This is a genomic window from Pseudomonas sp. BIGb0381, assembly GCF_024809815.1.
GTDB lineage: Bacteria > Pseudomonadota > Gammaproteobacteria > Pseudomonadales > Pseudomonadaceae > Aquipseudomonas.
In genome coordinates this window covers 228,695-249,643 of sequence record NZ_JANUEN010000003.1, presented here as the reverse complement: position 1 = coordinate 249,643, position 20,949 = coordinate 228,695, and the positions used below count along the sequence as shown (strand labels likewise).

Sequence of the window (20,949 nt, the reverse complement as noted above, 5' to 3'; positions counted from 1 at the left end):
GGGCTTTTTTATGGGCGCGATGCAACCACAAGGGCAGGCAAAGACCCACGGAACTCAACGACAAGAAATGACCACCCAGGCGGCAGGAGGAATGTCCCTCTTAATTGATGTAGGAGAGTGTAATTATGGCAATCGCAGGCGCAGGCGCAGCAGCAGTGGCGGTCCCAATAATCTCAACCGTCGCCCCGATGGCGATAGACCTCGGGATTAAAACCTTAGGAATGGCAATCAACACAGGCTCGTCGCTGGCTAAATCCATGACAGACGCGCAGAAAGATAATCCAAACCAGGTACCAGCCGGGTAAAAGCCGCAGCGTTCGCTTCTCAGGGCTTCCAGGGAAGCGAAAAGCGCAGCCTCTCCCCGTCCATCGCTCGCCTGATTGAACCACCTCTCCATTTCACCCCGCGCCCGCCAACACTACCCGCCTCAGGCTCACCCAGCGCCACAAAGTACCGTAAGCCGCAATGTCCCTTTGACTGCAATCACGGGATTGCCAATACTCATGGCATATTGAAGGCCACCCGCATGAGACAAGGAATGCCCCTTTGAAGCTGGAACTCAAGAACAGCTTGTCGGTGAAGTTGCTACGGGTTGTGCTGCTGTCGGCGTTGATCGTGGGCGTGACGCTGAGCGTGGCGCAGATCGTTTTCGATGCCTACAAGACGCGCCAGGCCGTGGCCGGTGATGCCCAGCGCATCCTCGACATGTTTCGCGACCCCTCGACCCAGGCCGTCTATAGCCTGGACCGCGAGATGGGCATGCAGGTGATCGAAGGGCTGTTCCAGGACGAGGCGGTGCGCATGGCCTCCATCGGCCATCCCAACGAAACCATGCTGGCGGAAAAAAGCCGCGCCTTGCAGCACTCCCCCAGCCGTTGGCTCACCGACCTGATTCTTGGCCAGGAACGCACCTTCACCACTTCATTGGTCGGCAAAGGCCCCTACAGCGAGTATTACGGCGACCTGAGCATTACCCTCGACACCGCCACTTACGGCCAGGGCTTTCTCGTCAGTTCGGTGATCATCTTCATTTCCGGCGTGTTACGCGCCTTGGCCATGGGCCTGGTGTTGTACCTGGTTTACCACTGGCTGCTGACCAAACCGCTGTCGCGGATTATCGAGCACCTGACATCGATCAACCCGGACCGTCCCAGCCAGCACAAGATCCCGCAACTCAAGGGGCACGAGCGCAACGAGTTGGGGTTGTGGATCAACACCGCCAACCAGTTGCTCGAATCCATCGAGCGTAACACCCACCTGCGCCATGAGGCGGAATCCAGCCTGCTGCGCATGGCCCAGTACGATTTTCTCACCGGCCTGCCGAACCGCCAGAAACTGCAGGAGCAACTGGACAAGATCCTCATCGACGCCGGCCGCCGCCAGCGCCGCGTCGCCGTGTTATGCGTGGGGCTGGATGACTTCAAGAGCGTCAACGAGCAGTTCACCTACCAGGCCGGCGACAAATTGCTGCTGGCCCTGGCCGATCGCTTGCGCGCCCACAGCGGTCGCCTCGGCGCCCTCGCCCGCCTGGGGGGCGACCAGTTCGCGCTGGTACAGGCCGATATCGACCAGCCCTACGAAGCGGCCGAACTGGCGCAAAGCATCCTCGACGACCTGGAGGCGGAGTTCGCCCTCGACCACGAGGAAATTCGCCTGCGCGCCACCATCGGCATCACCTTGTTTCCCGAAGATGGCGACAGCACCGAGAAGCTGCTGCAAAAAGCCGAACAGACCATGACCCTGGCCAAGAGCCGCTCACGCAACCGCTATCAGTTCTATATCGCCAGTGTCGACAGCGAAATGCGCCGCCGCCGCGAACTGGAAAAAGACCTGCGCGATGCCCTGGGTCGCGACCAGTTTCACCTGGTCTACCAGCCGCAGATCAGCTATCGCGACCAGCGTGTGGTAGGCGTGGAAGCTCTGATCCGCTGGCAGCACCCGGAACACGGCCTGGTGCCGCCGGACCTGTTCATCCCGCTGGCTGAACAGAACGGCACCATTATTCCGATTGGCGAATGGGTGCTGGACCAGGCCTGTCGACAATTGCGCGAATGGCATGACCTGGGTTTCACCGAACTGCGCATGGCAGTCAATCTGTCCACCGTGCAACTGCACCACACCGAGTTGCCACGGGTGGTCAACAACCTGATGCAGATCTACCGCCTGCCGCCGCGCAGCCTGGAACTGGAAGTCACCGAGACCGGCCTGATGGAAGACATCAGCACCGCCGCCCAGCACCTGTTGAGCCTGCGCCGCTCCGGGGCATTGATCGCCATTGATGACTTCGGCACCGGCTATTCCTCCTTGAGCTATTTGAAAAGCCTGCCGCTGGACAAGATCAAGATCGACAAAAGCTTCGTCCAGGACCTGCTGGACGACGATGACGACGCCACCATCGTTCGCGCGATTATCCAACTGGGCAAAAGCCTGGGCATGCAGGTCATCGCCGAAGGCGTGGAGACCGCGGAGCAGGAGGCTTACATCATCTCCGAAGGCTGCCATGAAGGTCAGGGCTACTACTACAGCAAACCCCTGCCGGCCCGGGAGTTGGCGGCTTTTTTGAAGCAGGCCGAGCGCAATAGCGCGGCCATTCTCTGATCTGGTAAAACGATACTGAATATTTCCTGCGTATAACCCTTTACACAAAATGCAAATCTTTCGCATTATGTCGCAGTTTTGCGCGACCCCCGCGCGCCCATCAACAACCGAAGCAGGATGTTCGCCATGATTCGTATGCCCCTGGCCACCGCCAGTCTGCTGGCCATTGCCATTTCTCTCGCCGGTTGCGGCGAAGGTAAAGACAAGCCCGCAGCCAACCAGGCGCCGACCCCGGCTGCCAGCACTACCGCTCCAGCGGCTGCCACCCCTGCCGGCCAGGTCGACGAAGCGGCCGCCAAGGCCGTGGTTGCGCATTACGCCGACATGGTCTTCGCGGTGTACAGCGATGCTGAATCCACCGCAAAAACCCTGCAAACCGCGATCGATGCCTTCCTCGCCAAGCCCAACGACGAAACCCTGAAAGCCGCCCGCGCCGCCTGGGTTGCCGCTCGCGTTCCATACCTGCAGAGCGAAGTGTTCCGCTTCGGCAACACCATCATCGATGACTGGGAAGGTCAGGTTAACGCCTGGCCCCTGGACGAAGGCCTGATCGACTACGTCGACAAATCCTACGAGCACGCCCTGGGTAACCCTGGCGCTAACGCCAACATCATCGCCAACACCGAAGTTCAGGTCGGCGAAGACAAGGTCGACGTGAAGGACATCACCCCGGAAAAACTCGCCAGCCTCAATGAGCTGGGCGGTTCCGAAGCCAACGTCGCCACCGGCTACCACGCCATCGAATTCCTGCTCTGGGGCCAGGACCTGAACGGCACCGGCCCAGGCGCCGGCAACCGCCCTGCGTCGGACTACCTGACCGGCGACGGCGCAACCGGCGGCCACAACGAGCGCCGCCGCGCCTACCTGACCGCCGTGACCCAACTGCTGGTCAGCGACCTGCAGGAAATGGTCGGCAACTGGAAACCCAACGTCGAAGACAACTACCGCGCCACCCTGGAGGCAGAACCTGCCACCGAAGGCCTGCGCAAAATGTTGTTCGGCATGGGCAGCCTGTCCCTGGGCGAGCTGGCCGGTGAGCGCATGAAGGTTTCCCTGGAAGCCAACTCGCCGGAAGACGAACAGGACTGCTTCAGTGACAACACCCACTACTCGCACTTCTACGACGCCAAGGGCATCCGCAACGTCTACCTGGGCGAGTACACCCGCGTCGACGGCACCAAAATGACCGGCGCCAGCCTGTCGTCCCTGGTGGCCAAGGCCGATCCGGCTGCCGATACCGCGCTGAAAGCAGACCTGGCGGCGACCGAAGCGAAGATCCAGGTCATGGTTGATCACGCCAACAAGGGTGAGCACTACGACCAGTTGATCGCGGCCGGTAACGACGCGGGCAACCAGATCGTACGTGACGCCATCGCCGCCCTGGTCAAGCAGACCGGTTCGATCGAGGCCGCTGCTGGCAAGCTGGGCATCAGCGACCTGAACCCGGATAACGCTGATCACGAGTTCTGATCAGTGCCGTGTTGAATGAGGCGACCTTCGGGTCGCCTTTTTTTACCCCCCGGAACCCATGTGGGAGGGGGCTTGCTCCCGATAGCGGCCTGTCAGAGAAGAAAGTATCTGCTGCCCCCCCGCCATCGGGAGCAAGCCCCCTCCCACATTTGATTGGCGTCGCTTTCAAGGCCCGGTTTACATGCCCTGCACCCCAGGTAGAATGGCGTCTCTGCCCTCTTTCGAGCTCACTTCATGGCGTTGCCGACCCTCCGCATCATCGGTTTCATCATCGGCATCTTCCTGATCACTCTCGCGATCGCCATGGTCGTGCCCATGGCCACCCTGGTGTTTTTCGAACGCACCAGCGACCTGCCGTCGTTCCTCTGGGCCAGCCTGATCACCTTTGTCGCCGGGCTCGCCCTGGTGATTCCCGGTCGGCCCGAACACGTGCACCTGCGTCCGCGAGACATGTACCTGCTCACGGTCAGCAGTTGGGTGGTGGTGTGCGTGTTCGCCGCGCTGCCGTTCTTGCTGACCCAGCACATCAGCTACACCGACTCGTTTTTCGAAAGCATGTCCGGCATCACCGCCACCGGCTCCACGGTGCTGAGCGGCCTGGACACCCTGTCACCCGGCATTCTGATGTGGCGCTCGCTGCTGCACTGGCTCGGCGGCATCGGCTTTATCGGCATGGCGGTGGCGATCCTGCCGCTGCTGCGCATCGGTGGCATGCGCCTGTTCCAGACCGAATCCTCGGACCGCTCGGAGAAGGTCATGCCCCGCTCGCACATGGTGGCGCGACTGATCGTGGCGGCCTACGTCGGCATCACCATCCTCGGCAGCCTGGCATTCTGGTGGGCTGGCATGGGCCTGTTCGATGCGATCAACCACGCAATGTCGGCGATTTCCACCGGCGGCTTCTCCACCTCCGACGAATCCCTGGCGCACTGGAAACAACCGGCGGTGCACTGGGTGGCGGTGGTGGTGATGATCCTCGGCAGCCTGCCGTTTACCCTTTACGTGGCCACCTTGCGGGGCAATCGCAAGGCATTGATCAAGGATCAGCAAGTACAGGGCTTACTCGGTTTGTTGATCGTGACGTGGCTGGTGCTCGGCACCTGGTACTGGTGGACCACCAATCTGCACTGGCTGGATGCCTTGCGCCATGTGGCGTTAAATGTCACGTCGATAGTGACCACCACTGGTTTTGCACTGGGGGACTACAGCCTGTGGGGCAATTTCTCACTGATGCTGTTCTTCTACCTGGGCTTCATCGGTGGCTGTTCCGGCTCCACGGCGGGTGGGATCAAGATCTTCCGCTTCCAGGTCGCCTATATCCTGCTCAAGGCCAACTTGAACCAGCTGATTCACCCGCGCGCGGTGATCAAGCAGAAGTACAACGGGCACCGCCTCGACGAAGAGATTGTGCGTTCGATCCTGACCTTTTCGTTTTTCTTCGCCATCACCATCTGCGCCATCGCCCTGGCGCTGTCGCTGCTGGGCCTGGACTGGATGACCGCACTCACCGGCGCCGCCAGCACCGTGTCCGGTGTCGGCCCGGGCCTGGGGGAAACCATTGGCCCGGCCGGCAACTTCGCCAGCCTGCCGGATGCGGCCAAGTGGATCCTGTCCCTGGGCATGCTGCTGGGCCGGCTGGAAATCATCACAGTCTTTGTTCTGTGCATTCCTGCGTTCTGGCGTCACTGACCGTCGACGCATCCTGCAGTCGCGCCCGGTATTCGCCGGGTGTGGCATCGAACCAGCGGCGAAACGCGCGAAAGAAGTTGCTCGGGTCGGCAAAGCCCAGCAGGTAGGCAATCTCCAACAAGGTCATGCTCGGCTGCGCCAGGTACTGCTCGGCCAGTTCGCGGCGGGTGTCGTCGAGCAGGGTCTGGAAACTCGTGCCCTCTTCCTGCAGGCGCCGCTGCAAGGTGCGCTGGGACAGGTGCAGGGTCTGGGCCACCACTTCGCGCTTGGGTTCGCCCTGAGGCAACAGCCGGCACAGCACCTGCCGGGCCTTGTGGGTCACACGACTTTCCGAGAAACGCGCCAGGTACTCACCGGCAAATCGATCGTGCAACAGCGCCATGGCCTCGTTGGCCGTGGGCAGCGGCGCGTCCATGTCGGCGCGCTCAAAGATCAGCGCGTCATACGGCGCATCGAACTCCAGCGGGGCATGGAACGCTTGTCTATAGGGGGCCAGGTCCTCGGGTTGATCGCCCTGCAGCAATACTTTGCGTGGTTGCAGGGTCCGGCCGGTGAGCCAGCCGCACAGCGCCAATGCACAGGCCAGGGAGGCTTCGGCGCTTTGTCGGGTCGGCGGAAGATGATCGCCATGCACCGTCAGAATCAGCGCATAGCCTTCAGGCAATAGTCGGAAACTCAAGTCGGCGCTTTCGGCGATGATCCGCTGGTAACGCACCAGCCGCATAAAGCCTTCGGCCAGGGTGTTGCTGGACATCAAGGCGTAACCGGCCACATGAAACGACGCCGGGCGCACCACCTTGCCCATGTTCAGGCCAATCGCCGGGTTGCCCGACAGCTCTACCGCGCGCTGCCACAGGCGGGTCATGGAGTCTTGCGGGAACCGCGCATCGGGGTCACTCAGCGCGGCGTAGTCCAGGCCCAGCTGCTTGAACAAGGCGCGGCAATCCAGGCCGTCCATTTCCAATGCCTTGACTATCCCCATCGCCCAGCTTGCAGAAGTTGTTCGTTCGCTCATGGCGTCTTCTTGAATAAAGCAGGCTCAAAACGTCAGCCAGGAAAGCCAAGGATACTAAAGTGGCATCTATTGTCACTGGCTGTTACCACTGATCACTCTAGACTCAAATAAGCTCCCCGCCGAACATCTGTTGGGCAGCACAACAATCAAAGGGCCGGCCACAGTGGAAAACCTCAAGCGATTCAATAGCTTTGCCGAGTTTTACCCTTATTACCTGACTGAGCACGGCAACAGCACCTGCCGGCGCCTGCACTTTATCGGCACTACCCTGGTGATCGGCATCCTGGCCTACGCCATCGGCAGAGGTTCACTGGGCCTGTTGTTGGCCGTGCCGATTGCCGGTTACAGCTTCGCCTGGATCGGGCACTTCTTCTTCGAAAAGAACCGTCCGGCGACGTTTCAGCACCCGTTCTACAGCCTGCTGGGGGATTTTGTGATGTACCGCGACATGATCCTGGGCAAGGTGCCGTTCTGAACGGTGTGACCTCTTGTCACTTGCATAAAAACGATAAAAGGTTCGTTCACCCGGCGATATAAAAGTCTTTTTGTCATTTACAGTGCTGTATCCTGCCAAGGCTTTTTGAGAGCGCGGAATCACCTGCGATTGAAAAAACAGACTTTGCGAGGAGCGACGACGATGCACGAGATACCTAATCTCCCCTTCCCAAGCCTGCACGAAACTGAGCAGCCAACACCGCAGCAGGCCAGCGCGAAGCAGCCTGAGGCCATAGAAGCAAAACCAGTCGACAGCAAGAGCCAGGACTGACGCCGTACCAGACCGTGTGGAAAGCGTACCTTTGAACGCTTTCCACACTGCCTGAATCACCCCGAGGTCCCCGCCATGACAGACACCCTCCCGGACACCGCCGTACTCGACACCGCCCTGCAGATGGTCGAAGTGTGGAACCGCCTCAGCGCGGACAAACAAGCCTTGCTGCTCAAGCGCTTCGGCACCCAGGAAAACGCCCTGGCCGCCCTGGTCACCACCCAATTACTCGCCTCCCCTTCAAGCCTGACGTCTTTTTGATCTGACGTTTTTGCGTTTTACCGCCCTGCGCACGCCTAAGCCCCGGTATCATTAGCAGCCTATCTTTACCTGCTGCGACAGTGGACCTCTCCCATGCCCGATACCCAGCGCCCCCTGGCGGTAACGCTGCAAGTTGTTTCCATCGTGTTGTTCACCTTTATCGGCTACCTGAATATCGGCATTCCCCTGGCCGTATTGCCGGGCTATGTCCACAGCGAACTGGGCTACGGCGCGGTGATCGCCGGGCTGGTGATCAGCGTGCAGTACCTGGCCACGCTGTTGAGCCGTCCGTATGCCGGCAAAATCATCGATAACCTGGGCAGCAAGCGTGCGGTGCTGATCGGCCTGGTGGGCTGCGGCGTGAGCGGCGTGTTCATGTTGCTTGCGGCGTGGTTTTCAAGCTTGCCGGCCGTCAGCCTGGTCAGCCTGCTCATCGGTCGATTGGTACTGGGCAGCGCAGAAAGCCTGGTGGGCTCAGGTGCCATCGGCTGGGGCATTGGCCGGGTGGGCGCGGCCAATACCGCCAAGGTCATTTCGTGGAACGGCATCGCCAGTTACGGCGCGCTGGCGGTCGGTGCGCCGCTGGGCGTGCTGCTGGTGAAGAATTTCGGACTGTGGAGCATGGGTGTCAGCATTATCCTGCTGGCAGTAGTAGGCGTGTTGCTGGCCTGGAACAAAGTGGCCGCCCCCATCGTCGCCGGCGTGCGCCTGCCGTTCATGAATGTGCTGGGCCGGGTGTTGCCCCACGGCTGCGCGCTGGCCCTGGGCTCCATCGGCTTTGGCACCATCGCCACCTTTATCACCCTGTATTACACCACTCAGCATTGGGATAACGCGGTGTGGGCATTGAGCCTGTTCGGTGCCAGCTTTATCGGTGCGCGCCTGCTGTTCGGCAACTTGATCAACCGCATCGGCGGCTTTCGCGTGGCGATCGCGTGCCTGTCGGTGGAGATCCTCGGCCTGCTGTTGCTGTGGTTGGCGCCAGACGCCAACCTGGCCCTGGCCGGCGCGGCGTTGAGTGGCTTCGGCTTTTCCCTGGTGTTTCCGGCGCTGGGGGTGGAGGCGGTCAATCTGGTGCCCGCGTCCAGCCGAGGTTCGGCGGTGGGGGCTTACTCGTTGTTTATCGACCTGTCACTGGGGATTACCGGGCCGCTGGCGGGGGCCGTGGCGGCAGGCTTCGGCTTTGCCTCGATCTTCCTGTTCGCCGCCCTCGCCGCCCTTGGCGGTTTGCTGCTGAGTGTGTACCTGTACCGGCAAGCACCCCTGGCCCGTGCAGCGCGCGACGCCTAAAAGTCGACTTTGCCGCGCCCGGCCTTGATGCTGCCGCGCTTGGTCTTGGATTCCAGGCGACGTTTTTTCGAGCCCAGGGTGGGTTTGGTCGGGCGGCGTTTCTTCTCGACCTTGGTGGCACTGAGGATCAGCTCCACCAGCCGCTCCAGCGCATCAGCACGGTTCTGTTCCTGGGTCCGGTACTGCTGGGCCTTGAGCACCAGCACGCCTTCGCTGGTGATACGACTGTCACGCAGTGCAAGCAGTCGCTCCTTGTAGAACGCCGGCAGCGACGACGCCGGAATATCAAACCGCAGGTGCACCGCGCTCGACACCTTGTTGACGTTCTGCCCGCCGGCGCCCTGGGCGCGGATGGCGGTCAACTCGATTTCGGCGTCGGGCAGGTGCACGTTATTGGAAATTACCAGCATCAATCAAAAACCTCAGGCAACGGATAAGCCCGACCGGGACAACAACATCGACGCCTGGGCCTTGGCAATCACGGTGCCTTTGAACCCGCACTCGCTGCGCTCAACGCGGCGTCAGCACTGCGCTTGTTCTTGATCCCGTAACACACCGCCATAAACGCCACCCACACCGGGATCGCGTACACCGACACCTGGATCCCCGGAATCATCAGCATGATCACCAGGATAAACACCACGAACGCCAGGCACACATAGTTGCCGTACGGGTACCACAACGCCTTGAACAAAGGCACCTGGCCGGTGCGGTTCATGTGCTGGCGGAACTTGAAGTGGGAGAAGCTGATCATCGCCCAGTTGATCACCAGCGTGGCCACTACCAGGGACATCAGCAGTTCCAGGGCGTGTTGCGGGATGAAGTAGTTCATCAACACCGCCACCAGAGTGACCGCCGCCGAAGCGAGGATCGAACGCACTGGCACGCCGCGCTTGTCGATCTTGGCCAGCGCCTTGGGCGCATCACCCTGCTCGGCCATGCCCAGCAGCATGCGGCTGTTGCAGTAGGTGCCGCTGTTGTACACCGACAACGCCGCCGTCAACACCACGAAGTTGAGGATATGCGCGGCAGTGTTGCTGCCCAGCATGGAGAACACCTGCACGAACGGGCTGCCACTGTAGGCATCGCCGGAGGCGTTGAGGGTGGCAAGCAAGCTGTCCCATGGCGTCAGCGACAACAGCACGACCAGGGCGCCGATGTAGAAGATCAGGATGCGGTAGATCACCTGGTTGATCGCCTTGGGGATCACGGTGCGTGGCTGGTCGGCTTCGGCGGCGGTAAAGCCGAGCATTTCCAGGCCGCCAAAGGAGAACATGATGATCGCCATGGCCATCACCAAGCCGCCCACGCCATGGGGAAAGAACCCGCCGTGTTCCCACAGGTTGCTCACCGAGGCTTGTGGGCCGCCGCTGCCGCTGACCAGCAGGTAACTGCCCAGGGCGATCATGCCGACGATGGCCACTACCTTGATGATGGCGAACCAGAACTCCGCTTCACCAAAGACTTTGACGTTGGCCAGGTTGATCAGGTTGATCAACACGAAGAACGCCGCCGCCGAGACCCAGGTCGGGATCTCCGGCCACCAGTAGTGCACGTATTTGCCAACGGCCGTCAGCTCGGACATGCCCACCAGGATGTACAGGATCCAGCAGTTCCAGCCCGACAGGAAGCCGGCGAAACCGCCCCAGTACTTGTGGGCAAAGTGGCTGAAGGAACCGGCGACCGGCTCTTCGACGATCATTTCGCCGAGCTGGCGCATGATCATGAAGGCAATGAAGCCGCAGATGGCATAACCCAGGATCATCGACGGGCCGGCGGATTTGAGCACGCCGGCAGAGCCCAGGAACAGGCCGGTGCCGATGGCGCCACCGAGGGCGATCAACTGGATATGCCGATTTTTCAGGCCGCGTTTCAGCTCGCCTGAAGAGGAATGGGGTTCACTCATGAAAAGGGTCTCACGCAAGGTTTGATGATGTTGAATGCAGGTTGCTGCCTTGAATTACCGACTCAAGCAGCGCCGCTCAAACCCCAGCGCAGGCACCAGGAGTACAGCGTCTTTCTAACGGTCATGCGTCACCTGTTTGTTTTTATCTGTGACGAAATCGAACCCGCCGGGCTCGTGGCCAGGCGGAGTGATCAGGGTGGGTAAACCCTGAGGTCTTGGCCTTTTGCGTGGTTACGCAAGGGGGTCACAGTAAAACGCGGCGCATTGTACACCGCTCGACAGCTTGAAGCCGTACCCGCGGAGCGCGTGCGACGATCTGTCAGGTATTCCTTACAGCGGTAAATAGGCCAATCAGGCCGCGAGCTAGACGTAAATTAATCGTTACAGCATGGAAAATCGGCGTTACAGCTGTAAGTTTTCGAAAAAATGGCGGTAGGAAAATTCATCAACATTAGCGACGCCAGCTCGCTGTATTTCCTGAAGAAAAAAAGCTGGCGAAAAAACAGAAGAAAAAATCCAAATGAGACCGTGTCAATAAAATTTTTGCATTCCCAAACACTCTCACCTAGGTTCTTTCACTTGCCCAGCGAAGCCCGCTGGCAAGCCGTTCTCAAACAACGTCCTCTAGGAGATACACCATGCAAGTACTGGAAAACGACCTGGAAACCGAACTGCAACTCGACGATTGGTTTGAAGCGCCGACCCACGAGGCCGCCGTTGAAATGATGCAAGCCGATGCCGTTGTGCCCTTTGGCACGGCGATGTGGCCTTTCTGACACCCGGCACGTATTCGGCAGGTGCTGTGCACGGCACCTGCCTCCTTACCCAAGGCACACAAGGACACACGTCATGGACAAGGCCCGCGCCGTTGAACACTTTCTCTACTACCTTGCACACCATCCGGCCCTCAGCGGCCTGAGCTGCCCCACCGTGCTACTGGGCCACACCGAGCGCTACGACGCCATCGCCCAGGCGATCACCCAGAGCAGCGCCGCCCGTTTCAACTTCCAGGTGCAGCGCCTGGACCTGGCCGACAGCGACCGCCTGGCGCAGGCCATCGAAGCCTGCGACCTGTACCTGTTCCTCTACGACTCCTCCACCCTGCCCAACCCGCGCGCCGAGGGTCCGGACTTTATCCGTGCCCTGCAAGGCGTGATGGCCGAACACTGGAAGAAATCCCTGCTGTTCAAGGATTACGGCGACTATTTCTACGACACTTTCAGCGTCGAGCCGCAGCGCATCGCCGACCTCAACGCCACGCTGATCCGGCGCATGTCCCAAGCCGCTGTACTGAGCTTTACCGACAAACACGGCTCACGCCTGCAGGCGCCCATGAGCAGCATCAAGAAGTGGACCAATATCAATGGCATCGGCAACCACGACCTGGCCCCCGGCGAAATCGCCACCCACAGCGAGGCCATCAATGGCCAGGTGCGGTTTGTCGGCACCTTTCTCAGCACCATCCCCTTCGCACGCAAGTACGGCGTGCTGCAGTCACCGCTGGAACTGTGGATCGAGAACTCAACCATCTGCAGCGTGGCCAGTGACGTGCCGGGACTGGCCGACGACTTCAACAAATACCTGAATGCCAACCCGTCCAACCGCCGGGTGGAGGAACTGGGGATTGGCACCAATGAAGGGGTGAAGGACCTGTATGCGCGCAATGCCGGGTTCGAGGAGCGCCATTGCGGCTTGCACCTGGGCTTGGGTGGCGGGCAGAAAGGCAGTCATCACCTGGACCTGATCTTTGCCAGCGGGGTGTTGGCGTTGGATGACAAACCCGTCTTTGACGGCACCTTTGCGTTCTGAACATCGACCTTGAAAGCAATGGGGTCCGAATGTGCGGTTTGCTCGCGATAACGGTGCATCTTAAGCCGAGAACACCTCTATCGCGAGCCAGCACTTTCGATGCCGAGCAGGTTGAAGAATGTTACGTGAGCACATCACAAACGGGTGGCACCGGCGCGCAGGTGGTTATCGAGGTAAATAGACCGTAGGTGTAGTCCAGCGCTTCAGAGCTGATCACCTGGTCAACGGTCCAAGTCCCCGGCCAAGGCGCGGAATCGCCCGGCGCGTGGAAAACCAGCGTGGCCTCACGATCCAACCCTGGTACGCCGCTTACCGGATAGTACGCCGCAGAGCTCGGATGCTGGCGCTTCCAGCGTTCCCACAACAGATCAAGGTAACAGTGGTGCAGGAAAAACACCGGATCGTTGGGCGAGGTGGGCAGCGACATGTTACCGCCCACCCAACGGTGCACAGGATCATGCAGCATGCCTTCGCAATAATTGACCCAACTGTCCGGCCCTGGCCCATAAGGTGTCTTGGACAGCGCGCTTAGCACTTGCTCGGAGTCCGGCAAGTGCGCGCCGGGCTCTGTGCCCAGTTCCCGGCGCAAGCCCGAATCGCCCAATTCCAGGTCCCATAGACGAACTTCAAAGCGGCCACCCTGTAAGGCAAATGGACCCGACGTAATACGCTGGTCTTGAGCACTGTCGCCATTGCCGCCCAAAAAGCCAGGAGTGAACGGATTACTTGGGCCCTCCAACGACCAATCCCAAAACGGCAGGGTGAGGGAGGAATCGCTGACGGCGCGTTGCAAATCCTGCTCGAACTGGCGCAGGAATACACGGTGCCAGGGGAAAAACAACGGCGAGCGGTGCGGCATCGGCATGAAAGCACCCGGACCACCCATGGCGCTGCGGTGAACCTGTACGTAATCGTCATAGCGTTTTTGGCGTCCGGGACGCAGGACACTCTCGACGTCGTTTTTCAGCAATAGGATGGCCTGGATAAGAACGTCTTTCTGGCCGCGGGTCATGTGGCGATGATTGATGCGAATATCCATGGAAATAGCCTCGTAGCAAAAGTGAGTACGAGGCCCAATCTAGTGCCCTCTCCACCAAAGCCGGTGGTAACTGTTTAGCCCGGGGCGCACAACAATCCCTCGGCGAATGAAGATCCACCTGGGCACTCAGACGTAAATCCAGCTCAAAAAAAACGCCAACTTCGACAGTTGGCGTTTTTTTATGCAGTGTTTAAAACATCACTGTGGCTTCTTACGACCAAAACCAGGACGCTGACCCGAACCGGCCGGTGCGCCACGGCGCTTGCCCGATGGCTCGTCCGCGACCAACTTCAAGCCTGGACGCTTTTTCGGCGCGGGCTTGGCTGGGCGCTTGGTGTTGGCGCTGTCGGCTGGGTGATCGGATGCCGGAGCACCGCGACCGGCGTCACCACGGTTGCTGCGACCACCGCTTGGCGCTTCGCCACGACCGGCCGGGCGCGGGGTGCGGGGAGCACGCTCGCCTTCCTGACGCGATGGCGCGGTTGGGCGACGCTCGCCTTCGATGTGCGGCTGACGCGAGATACGCCCGCCGGTAGCCGGTGCATCCAGCGCCGGGCGCAGGGTGCGGGCAACGCGTTCGGTGCGGGCCACAGGGCGCGACGATTTACGCTGCATACGATCGAGCTTGTCTTTGCTCTTGGCGTTCATCTGCGGCATGGCGACCGGCGTCAGGCCGACTTCGGCGCTGAGGATGTCGACTTCGTACTGACTCATTTCGCGCCAGCGGCCCATCGGCAGGTCGGAGTTGAGGAACACCGGGCCAAAACGCACGCGCTTCAGGCGGCTGACCACCAGGCCCTGGGATTCCCACAGGCGACGCACTTCACGGTTACGGCCTTCCATCACCACGCAGTGGTACCAGTGGTTGAAACCTTCACCGCCCGGCGCCTGCTTGATATCGGTGAACTTGGCCGGGCCGTCTTCCAGCACTACGCCGGCCTTGAGGCGTTCGATCATCTCGTCATCGACTTCACCACGTACACGCACGGCGTATTCGCGGTCCATCTCGTAGGACGGGTGCATCAAGCGGTTGGCCAGTTCACCGTCGGTGGTGAACATCAACAAGCCAGTGGTGTTGATGTCGAGACGACCGATGTTGATCCAGCGGCCTTCTTTGGGCTTGGGCATCTTGTCGAACACGGTCGGACGGCCTTCCGGGTCGTCACGGGTGCAGATCTCGCCATCGGGCTTGTTGTACATGATCACGCGGCGCACCGATTCGGCGGCCTCTTCACGCTTGATGACCTTGCCATCAATGGTGATTGCATCGTGCAGGTCGACGCGCTGGCCAAGGGTGGCCTCGACGCCGTTGACCTTGATGCGCTTCTGGGTGATCCAGGCTTCGACGTCGCGGCGCGAGCCCACGCCGATACGCGCCAGCACCTTTTGCAGCTTTTCGCCTGCAGGGCCGATTTCCTGGCTGTCGTTCTGGTCTTTATCGTTCATCTTAAGCACCTCCCGGTGGGTCGATTCAGGCGTGGCCTGAAGAGTGTTGAAAGCGGGGCTTTGGCCGAATAGGTCGGCAAAGGGTCGCGAATCATACGCGCATGGCGCGAGTTGCGCATCAGAGACTAGTCGATAAGCGCCGGGTCAGGGTTTTTTCCGCCGACCGGTGGTGCCCAGGGCAACACATGACCCCATGTGGGATAGCGTCAGTCTTCGAACTGGCGGCGTTCGGCCTCGATGGCCTCGGCCAGTGCCCTGGCTTCGTCTTCCTCGTCACTCAGGGGCGGTTGTTCGAGGGCGGCGACGGCGGCCAGGAGTTTTTCGCGGGCTTCGGCCACGCCGAGGACATCGTCTTCGGCTTCGACGTCAAGCTCAGGTTCAACACTCACCTGGGCTTCCGGCTCGGCCGCACCATCACGCAGCAAGTCGTCAAAGTCGGTCTTGATGCCCTGCTCCATGTCGTCCAGTTCCAGCAATAACGTGTGGAAACTGGTTTCGTCCTTCGGCTCTTCCAGCTCGGCCGTGGCGTCGGCCAGTTCCTGCAAGCTCGCCGGGACCGGGGCGTCGTCGAAATCGAGCACCGGCTCGGCTTCCATCTCGCGCAATTCGGCCAGCGGCGGCAGGTCGTCGAGGTTCTTCAGGTTGAAATGGTCAAGGAACACCTTGGTGGTGGCGAACATCGCCGGTTTGCCGGGCACGTCGCGGTAGCCGACGATGCGGATCCACTCGCGCTCCAGCAGCGTCTTGACGATATGGCTGTTGACCGCCACGCCCCGCACGTCCTCGATTTCGCCACGGGTGATGGGCTGGCGATAGGCGATCAGCGCCATGGTCTCCAGCATCGCCCGTGAATAGCGCTGCGGGCGCTCTTCCCAGAGGCGGCCGACCCACGGGGAAAACTTCTCACGAATCTGCAGGCGATAACCCGACGCGACCTCGCGCAGTTCAAAGGCGCGGCCGTCACAGGACTTGCGCAGAATTTCCAGCGCCTTCTTGAACACCGGCGGTTCAGGGCGCTCGGCTTCCTCAAACAGTTCGAACAGGCGCTCCAGGGATTGCGGTTTACCCGAGGCCAGGAGAAAGGCCTCCAGCAACGGGGCCAGTTCGCGGGGTTCAGTCAGATTCATCGATTCAGCTCTTTATTCGGCTCGCGCCCGCACGTGGATAGCCGCAAAAGGCTCATTCTGGACCAGCTCGACCAAGGATTCCTTGACCAGTTCGAGGACCGCCATAAAGGTCACCACCACCCCCAGGCGCCCTTCTTCTGCCGTGAACAGCTCGACAAACGGCACAAACCCGCCGCCTTTGAGGCGTTCGAGCACATCGCTCATGCGCTCGCGGGTGGACAGGGCCTCGCGGCTGACCTGGTGGTGTTCGAACATATCGCCCCGGCGCAGCACCTCGGCCATGGACATCAGCAACTCTTCCAGGCTCACGTCCGGCAGCAGCTTGCGCGCCCGGGCCTCGGGAGCGTCGAGCTTGGGTACCACCACGTCGCGGCCCACGCGGCTCAGGCCGTCAATGCCTTCGGCGGCGGCCTTGAAGCGTTCGTACTCTTGCAGGCGGCGGATCAGTTCGGCGCGAGGGTCGTCCTCTTCGGCCTCGACCGTTTCCGCGCGCGGCAACAGCATGCGCGACTTGATCTCGGCGAGCATGGCGGCCATCACCAGGTACTCGGCAGCCAGTTCCAGGCGTACCGACTGCATCAACTCGACATAGCCCATGTACTGGCGGGTGATTTCCGCCACCGGGATGTCGAGGATGTTGATGTTCTGTTTGCGGATCAGGTACAGCAGCAAGTCCAACGGGCCCTCGAAAGCCTCAAGGAAGACTTCCAGGGCGTCCGGCGGAATGTACAGGTCCAGCGGCATTTCCAGCACCGCCTGGCCATAGACCATGGCAAACGGCAGTTCCTGCTGGGCGCCCGCCTGGCTGTCGACGGTTTCCACGGCTGACATTCAGGCCTCGGCCATAAAGGGCGCAGGGTCGCCGCAACCGACACGGATCACTTCAGGTTCGCCGTCGGCCAGGTTGATCACGGTGGAGGCCTTGTTGCCGCCGAAACCGCCGTCGATGATCAGGTCGACCTGTTTTTCCAGCAATTGGCGCATTTCGTATGGGTCTTCCAGCGGCTCGGTGTCGCCGGGCATGATCAACGACACACTCATCAACGGCTCACCCAGCTCGGCCAACAACGCCAGGGCGATAGGATGCTCCGGCACCCGCAGGCCGATGGTGCGTTTTTTCGGGTGCAGCAGCAGGCGCGGCACTTCGCGGGTGGCGTTGAGGATAAAGGTGTAGGGCCCGGGCGTATGGGCCTTGAGCAGGCGGAAGGTGCCGGTGTCGACCTTGGCGAACAGACCCAGCTGGGACAAGTCGCTGCAGATCAGCGCAAAGTTGTGCTTGTCATCCAGCTGACGCAGGCGTCTTACACGTTCGACTGCGCCCTTGTCGCCGATCTGGCAACCGATGGCGTAGGACGAATCGGTTGGGTAGATCACCACGCCGCCGGCGCGAATGATCTCTACGGCCTGCTTGATCAGGCGCGCCTGGGGGTTTTCCGGATGAATCTGGAAGAATTGACTCACGGGTTCTACCTGTTCAGACGGTGGCAATAATGGGGTCATGCTTGAATCTCCCCCACAACAGCGGCAAATCTTCCGGGACCGCGCGGTACTCGCCGATCTCGGACCAGCCGCCAGGGCCATGAAAATCACTGCCGGCGCTGACCAGCAGACCAAATTCGCGGGCAAGGATCGACAGGCTCCCCACCTGTTCGGCGGGTTGAAAGCCGTTGACCACTTCAATCGCATGCCCGCCCGCTCCAATATAGTCGCCAATCAGCTTGCGACGCTTGCTGCGGGTGAAATCGTAATGCCAGGGATGCGCCAGGCTGACCCAGGCCCCGGAGGCCCGCAGGGTCTCGACGGTGTCTTCAAGGGTCGGCCAATGTTGCTTTACATCGCCCAACTTGCCGGCGCCCAGCCATTTGCGAAAAGCTTCGGCGCGGTCTTTGACAAAACCTTCACGCACCATCCAGTCGGCAAAGTGCGGACGGGCCGGCGCGTTGCCGCTGTCGCCCAGTTCCTGCTGGATGGCGCGGGCGCCGTCGAGGGCGTTGGGCATGCCTTTGAGGCTGAGTTTTCGGCTTATTTCTTCGGACCGCAGCCAGCGGCCATCGTGCAATTGCGCGATAGCCTCCACCAACGGCGGCGCTTTTTGATCAAAACCGTAGCCGAGCACATGAATGGTGGCGCCGCCCCAGGTGCAGGACAACTCCACCCCGTTGACCAGCTGCATGCCCAGGGCATGGGCCGTTGTACGGGCTTCGTCGAGGCCTTCAAGGGTGTCGTGGTCGGTCAACGAGAGGACTCGCACGCCTTTTTCAAACGCACGCGCAACCAGTACCGCGGGCGCCAGGGCGCCGTCGGAGGCCGTGCTGTGGCAGTGCAAATCAACATTCACGGGGGTGTGTAACCTCAAGTCAGCTGGCGCTATCGCAACCAAGGATGTTTGTTATTATGCCGCCACATCCAGCTTCTGGCTCTTACTGTGAAACAATTCATCGACTTCATCCCGCTGTTGCTGTTTTTCATCGTTTACAAACTCGACCCCAGGGTCATCGATCTGGCCGGCCATGAGCTGACCTTCGGCGGCATCTACAGTGCCACCGCCGTGCTCATCATCAGCTCCGTCGTGGTCTACGGCGCCATCTTCATTTCCCAGCGCAAACTGGAAAAAAGCCAGTGGCTGACCCTGGTCGCCTGCCTGGTCTTCGGCAGCCTGACCCTGGCCTTCCACAGCGAAACCTTCCTTAAATGGAAAGCGCCGGTGGTGAACTGGCTGTTTGCCCTGGCGTTCATCGGCAGCCACTTCATCGGTGATCGCCTGCTGATCAAGCGGATCATGGGCCACGCGCTGACCCTGCCGGAACCGGTGTGGACACGCTTGAACGTGGCCTGGATCGCGTTTTTCATCTTCTGCGGCGCCGCCAACCTGTTCGTGGCGTTTACTTTCCAGGACTACTGGGTCGACTTCAAAGTGTTCGGCAGCCTGGGCATGACCGTGCTGTTCCTGGTCGCCCAGGGCATCTACCTGTCGCGCCACCTGCATGACACCGAGCCTACTACGCCGAAAACCGAGGACTGACATGCTCTACGCCATCATTGCCACCGACGTTGCCAACTCGTTGGAAAAACGCCTGTCCGTACGCCCGGCTCACGTGGAGCGCCTCAAGGTGCTGCAAGCCGAAGGCCGCATTGTGCTGGCCGGCCCGCATCCGGCCGTGGACAGCAACGACCCGGGCGACGCCGGTTTTACCGGCAGCCTGATCGTCGCCGAGTTCGCGTCACTGGCCGACGCCCAGGCCTGGGCCAAGGCTGATCCCTATGTCGCAGCCGGTGTCTACGCCGACGTGGTGATCAAACCCTTCAAGCAAGTCCTGCCCTGATCCTGGTTGCGCCGAACCTATTGAGTGCGGCGCACGCCTAATTGCTCATTATTTTCGGCAACCTGCCGACAACGTTCTGAATATTCGTGTGGAATCAGGAGTTCCGATGCGCTTACGTCAGTTGTGTCTGTTGGCAGTGTTAATGATCGGGGCTACGGCCCACGCTGAAGAAACCTCGAACACCGGCAGTTCCACGCCCCTGTCCTTGAGTGCCGGCGCCCAGATCACCGAGTTGCAGCAACGCTTGAAAGAAAGCGAACGGCAGCGTGAAGAACTGAGCAGGCAACTGCAGAGCGCGGATGCTGCCCGCGAAAGCGCTCAATTGAGTCGCCTTCGCCAGGAGAACCAACGCCTGGCCCAGCAACTCAAAGATGCACAGGGCGGCGCCTTGACCCGATGGCTGACCGAGCAGCAACAATGGTTCGTCACCGGTGGGGCCGTCGCACTGATCGCCCTGCTGTGCGGGATCTTCGCCAGCGGTGGACACCGTCGTCGTCGACAATGGCTAAATTGAGTGATTCATGAGCGAGCTGTTACTGATAGATGATGACCAGGAGCTCTGCGAGCTGCTGACCAGTTGGCTGAGCCAGGAAGGTTTCCAGGTGCGCGCCTGCCACGATGGCTTGAGCGCGCGCAAGGCCTTGGCCGACAGCGCCCCGGCGGCGGTGGTGCTCGACGTGATGCTGCCCGACGGCAGCGGCCTGGAGCTGCTCAAGCAATTGCGCAACGACCACCCGGAGTTGCCGGTGCTGATGCTCTCGGCGCGGGGCGAACCCCTGGACCGCATCCTCGGCCTGGAACTGGGCGCCGACGACTACCTGGCCAAGCCCTGCGACCCACGCGAACTTACCGCCCGCCTGCGCGCGGTATTGCGCCGCAGCCACCCGGCCGCCGTGTCCAGCCAACTGGAACTGGGCGACCTGTGCTTCAGCCCGGTGCGCGGCGTGGTCAGCATCGATGAGCAGGAATTCACCCTCACCGTCTCCGAAAGCCGCCTGCTGGAAGCTTTATTGCGCCAGCCCGGCGAGCCACTGGACAAGCAGGAACTGGCGCAGATCGCCCTGGGCCGCAAGCTGACCCTTTATGATCGCAGCCTGGACATGCACGTCAGCAACCTGCGCAAGAAGATCGGCCCGCACCCGGATGGCCGGCCACGGATCGTGGCGTTGCGTAGCCGGGGCTACTACTACAGCCTTTAACCCCCACCGCG

The 20,949-nt window shown here is 61.0% G+C and carries 21 protein-coding genes; 12 read left to right on the top strand and 9 right to left on the bottom strand.

Annotated elements, in window-relative coordinates:
- The first annotated feature begins 546 nt into the window (after positions 1-546).
- The 3 genes from M2397_RS11145 to M2397_RS11135 all read left to right on the top strand — a co-directional run bounded on the left by M2397_RS11145 (position 547) and on the right by M2397_RS11135 (position 5,757).
- The gene (locus tag M2397_RS11145) at positions 547-2,598 is read left to right on the top strand and encodes a bifunctional diguanylate cyclase/phosphodiesterase (protein ID WP_167655098.1); all 2,052 of its coding nucleotides are present in this window, start codon (positions 547-549) and stop codon (positions 2,596-2,598) included.
- Between the two features lie 126 nt (positions 2,599-2,724).
- Complete coding sequence (locus tag M2397_RS11140; protein WP_131697865.1) at positions 2,725-4,068, top strand: imelysin family protein; 1,344 nt, start codon at positions 2,725-2,727, stop codon at positions 4,066-4,068.
- Between the two features lie 234 nt (positions 4,069-4,302).
- Positions 4,303-5,757, top strand: coding sequence for a TrkH family potassium uptake protein (locus tag M2397_RS11135; RefSeq protein WP_131697866.1), 1,455 nt, complete (start codon positions 4,303-4,305; stop codon positions 5,755-5,757).
- Here the strand turns inward: M2397_RS11135 and M2397_RS11130 are convergent.
- Positions 5,714-6,772, bottom strand: a complete 1,059-nt coding sequence (locus M2397_RS11130; RefSeq protein ID WP_131697867.1) for an AraC family transcriptional regulator — start codon at positions 6,770-6,772, stop codon at positions 5,714-5,716. The two genes, M2397_RS11135 and M2397_RS11130, sit on opposite strands and share 44 nt — an antisense overlap.
- A 163-nt stretch (positions 6,773-6,935) precedes the next feature.
- Between M2397_RS11130 and M2397_RS11125 the strand changes: the two genes are divergently transcribed.
- The 3 genes from M2397_RS11125 to M2397_RS11115 all read left to right on the top strand — a co-directional run bounded on the left by M2397_RS11125 (position 6,936) and on the right by M2397_RS11115 (position 9,089).
- A complete protein-coding gene (locus M2397_RS11125) occupies positions 6,936-7,247 on the top strand; it encodes a DUF962 domain-containing protein (protein WP_027605580.1) in 312 nt (103 codons plus the stop codon).
- A 366-nt stretch (positions 7,248-7,613) separates the two neighbouring features.
- Positions 7,614-7,799 (top strand): hypothetical protein, encoded by a 186-nt coding sequence (locus tag M2397_RS11120; RefSeq protein ID WP_131697868.1) that lies wholly within the window; start codon positions 7,614-7,616, stop codon positions 7,797-7,799.
- 93 nt (positions 7,800-7,892) lie between these two features.
- Positions 7,893-9,089 (top strand): MFS transporter, encoded by a 1,197-nt coding sequence (locus M2397_RS11115; protein WP_131697869.1) that lies wholly within the window; start codon positions 7,893-7,895, stop codon positions 9,087-9,089.
- On the opposite strand, the gene arfB is transcribed toward M2397_RS11115, so the two are convergent.
- Together arfB and M2397_RS11105 are read right to left on the bottom strand one after the other, a co-directional pair.
- On the bottom strand, positions 9,086-9,499 hold the full coding sequence (gene arfB, locus M2397_RS11110; RefSeq protein ID WP_017139168.1) for an alternative ribosome rescue aminoacyl-tRNA hydrolase ArfB: 414 nt from the start codon (positions 9,497-9,499) through the stop codon (positions 9,086-9,088). The two genes, M2397_RS11115 and arfB, sit on opposite strands and share 4 nt — an antisense overlap.
- 68 nt (positions 9,500-9,567) lie before the next feature.
- Positions 9,568-10,995, bottom strand: a complete 1,428-nt coding sequence (locus tag M2397_RS11105) for an amino acid permease (protein WP_145337874.1) — start codon at positions 10,993-10,995, stop codon at positions 9,568-9,570.
- A gap of 638 nt (positions 10,996-11,633) precedes the next feature.
- Here M2397_RS11105 and M2397_RS11100 point away from each other — a divergent pair.
- Both M2397_RS11100 and M2397_RS11095 read left to right on the top strand, forming a co-directional pair.
- Positions 11,634-11,771 carry a hypothetical protein gene (locus M2397_RS11100; RefSeq protein WP_034100099.1) on the top strand — a complete coding sequence of 46 codons (138 nt, stop codon included), beginning with the start codon at positions 11,634-11,636 and terminating at the stop codon, positions 11,769-11,771.
- A 73-nt stretch (positions 11,772-11,844) separates the two neighbouring features.
- Positions 11,845-12,804, top strand: coding sequence for a leucyl aminopeptidase (locus M2397_RS11095; RefSeq protein WP_131697871.1), 960 nt, complete (start codon positions 11,845-11,847; stop codon positions 12,802-12,804).
- 121 nt (positions 12,805-12,925) lie between these two features.
- Here the strand turns inward: M2397_RS11095 and M2397_RS11090 are convergent, their stop codons facing one another.
- From M2397_RS11090 to M2397_RS11065, 6 genes are all read right to left on the bottom strand, one after another.
- A complete protein-coding gene (locus tag M2397_RS11090) occupies positions 12,926-13,843 on the bottom strand; it encodes a tyrosinase family protein (RefSeq protein WP_131697872.1) in 918 nt (305 codons plus the stop codon).
- A 198-nt stretch (positions 13,844-14,041) separates the two neighbouring features.
- Positions 14,042-15,289: a 23S rRNA pseudouridine(2605) synthase RluB gene (rluB, locus tag M2397_RS11085; protein WP_092488924.1), complete on the bottom strand. Its 1,248-nt coding sequence runs from the start codon at positions 15,287-15,289 to the stop codon at positions 14,042-14,044.
- Positions 15,290-15,495: 206 nt separating this feature from the next.
- Complete coding sequence (scpB, locus tag M2397_RS11080; RefSeq protein WP_259243120.1) at positions 15,496-16,416, bottom strand: SMC-Scp complex subunit ScpB; 921 nt, start codon at positions 16,414-16,416, stop codon at positions 15,496-15,498.
- Positions 16,417-16,428: 12 nt separating this feature from the next.
- Positions 16,429-17,127, bottom strand: a complete 699-nt coding sequence (locus M2397_RS11075; RefSeq protein WP_169898658.1) for a ScpA family protein — start codon at positions 17,125-17,127, stop codon at positions 16,429-16,431.
- 120 nt (positions 17,128-17,247) lie between these two features.
- Positions 17,248-17,877 (bottom strand): L-threonylcarbamoyladenylate synthase, encoded by a 630-nt coding sequence (locus M2397_RS11070; RefSeq protein WP_027605571.1) that lies wholly within the window; start codon positions 17,875-17,877, stop codon positions 17,248-17,250.
- A gap of 13 nt (positions 17,878-17,890) precedes the next feature.
- The gene (locus M2397_RS11065) at positions 17,891-18,754 is read right to left on the bottom strand and encodes a PHP domain-containing protein (protein WP_027605570.1); all 864 of its coding nucleotides are present in this window, start codon (positions 18,752-18,754) and stop codon (positions 17,891-17,893) included.
- Between the two features lie 87 nt (positions 18,755-18,841).
- Between M2397_RS11065 and M2397_RS11060 the strand changes: the two genes are divergently transcribed.
- From M2397_RS11060 to M2397_RS11045, 4 genes are all read left to right on the top strand, one after another.
- Positions 18,842-19,438, top strand: a complete 597-nt coding sequence (locus M2397_RS11060) for a septation protein A (protein ID WP_090400540.1) — start codon at positions 18,842-18,844, stop codon at positions 19,436-19,438.
- Between the two features lies 1 nt (position 19,439).
- Entirely contained in the window at positions 19,440-19,739 is a 300-nt protein-coding gene (locus M2397_RS11055; RefSeq protein WP_027605568.1) for a YciI family protein, read from the top strand.
- A 106-nt stretch (positions 19,740-19,845) separates the two neighbouring features.
- Positions 19,846-20,253 (top strand): translation initiation factor 2, encoded by a 408-nt coding sequence (locus M2397_RS11050; protein ID WP_184743919.1) that lies wholly within the window; start codon positions 19,846-19,848, stop codon positions 20,251-20,253.
- Between the two features lie 7 nt (positions 20,254-20,260).
- On the top strand, positions 20,261-20,938 hold the full coding sequence (locus M2397_RS11045; protein WP_049711772.1) for a response regulator transcription factor: 678 nt from the start codon (positions 20,261-20,263) through the stop codon (positions 20,936-20,938).
- The last annotated feature ends 11 nt before the right edge of the window (positions 20,939-20,949 follow it).

Coding starts and splice junctions, on each gene's coding strand:
- M2397_RS11140 (WP_131697865.1), top strand. CDS start 2,725: ATGATTCGTATGCCCCTGGCCACCGCCAGTCTGCTGGCCATTGCCATT.
- M2397_RS11135 (WP_131697866.1), top strand. CDS start 4,303: ATGGCGTTGCCGACCCTCCGCATCATCGGTTTCATCATCGGCATCTTC.
- M2397_RS11130 (WP_131697867.1), bottom strand. CDS start 6,772: ATGAGCGAACGAACAACTTCTGCAAGCTGGGCGATGGGGATAGTCAAG.
- M2397_RS11120 (WP_131697868.1), top strand. CDS start 7,614: ATGACAGACACCCTCCCGGACACCGCCGTACTCGACACCGCCCTGCAG.
- M2397_RS11115 (WP_131697869.1), top strand. CDS start 7,893: ATGCCCGATACCCAGCGCCCCCTGGCGGTAACGCTGCAAGTTGTTTCC.
- arfB (WP_017139168.1), bottom strand. CDS start 9,499: ATGCTGGTAATTTCCAATAACGTGCACCTGCCCGACGCCGAAATCGAG.
- M2397_RS11105 (WP_145337874.1), bottom strand. CDS start 10,995: ATGAGTGAACCCCATTCCTCTTCAGGCGAGCTGAAACGCGGCCTGAAA.
- M2397_RS11100 (WP_034100099.1), top strand. CDS start 11,634: ATGCAAGTACTGGAAAACGACCTGGAAACCGAACTGCAACTCGACGAT.
- M2397_RS11095 (WP_131697871.1), top strand. CDS start 11,845: ATGGACAAGGCCCGCGCCGTTGAACACTTTCTCTACTACCTTGCACAC.
- M2397_RS11090 (WP_131697872.1), bottom strand. CDS start 13,843: ATGGATATTCGCATCAATCATCGCCACATGACCCGCGGCCAGAAAGAC.
- rluB (WP_092488924.1), bottom strand. CDS start 15,289: ATGAACGATAAAGACCAGAACGACAGCCAGGAAATCGGCCCTGCAGGC.
- scpB (WP_259243120.1), bottom strand. CDS start 16,416: ATGAATCTGACTGAACCCCGCGAACTGGCCCCGTTGCTGGAGGCCTTT.
- M2397_RS11055 (WP_027605568.1), top strand. CDS start 19,440: ATGCTCTACGCCATCATTGCCACCGACGTTGCCAACTCGTTGGAAAAA.
- M2397_RS11050 (WP_184743919.1), top strand. CDS start 19,846: ATGCGCTTACGTCAGTTGTGTCTGTTGGCAGTGTTAATGATCGGGGCT.
- M2397_RS11045 (WP_049711772.1), top strand. CDS start 20,261: ATGAGCGAGCTGTTACTGATAGATGATGACCAGGAGCTCTGCGAGCTG.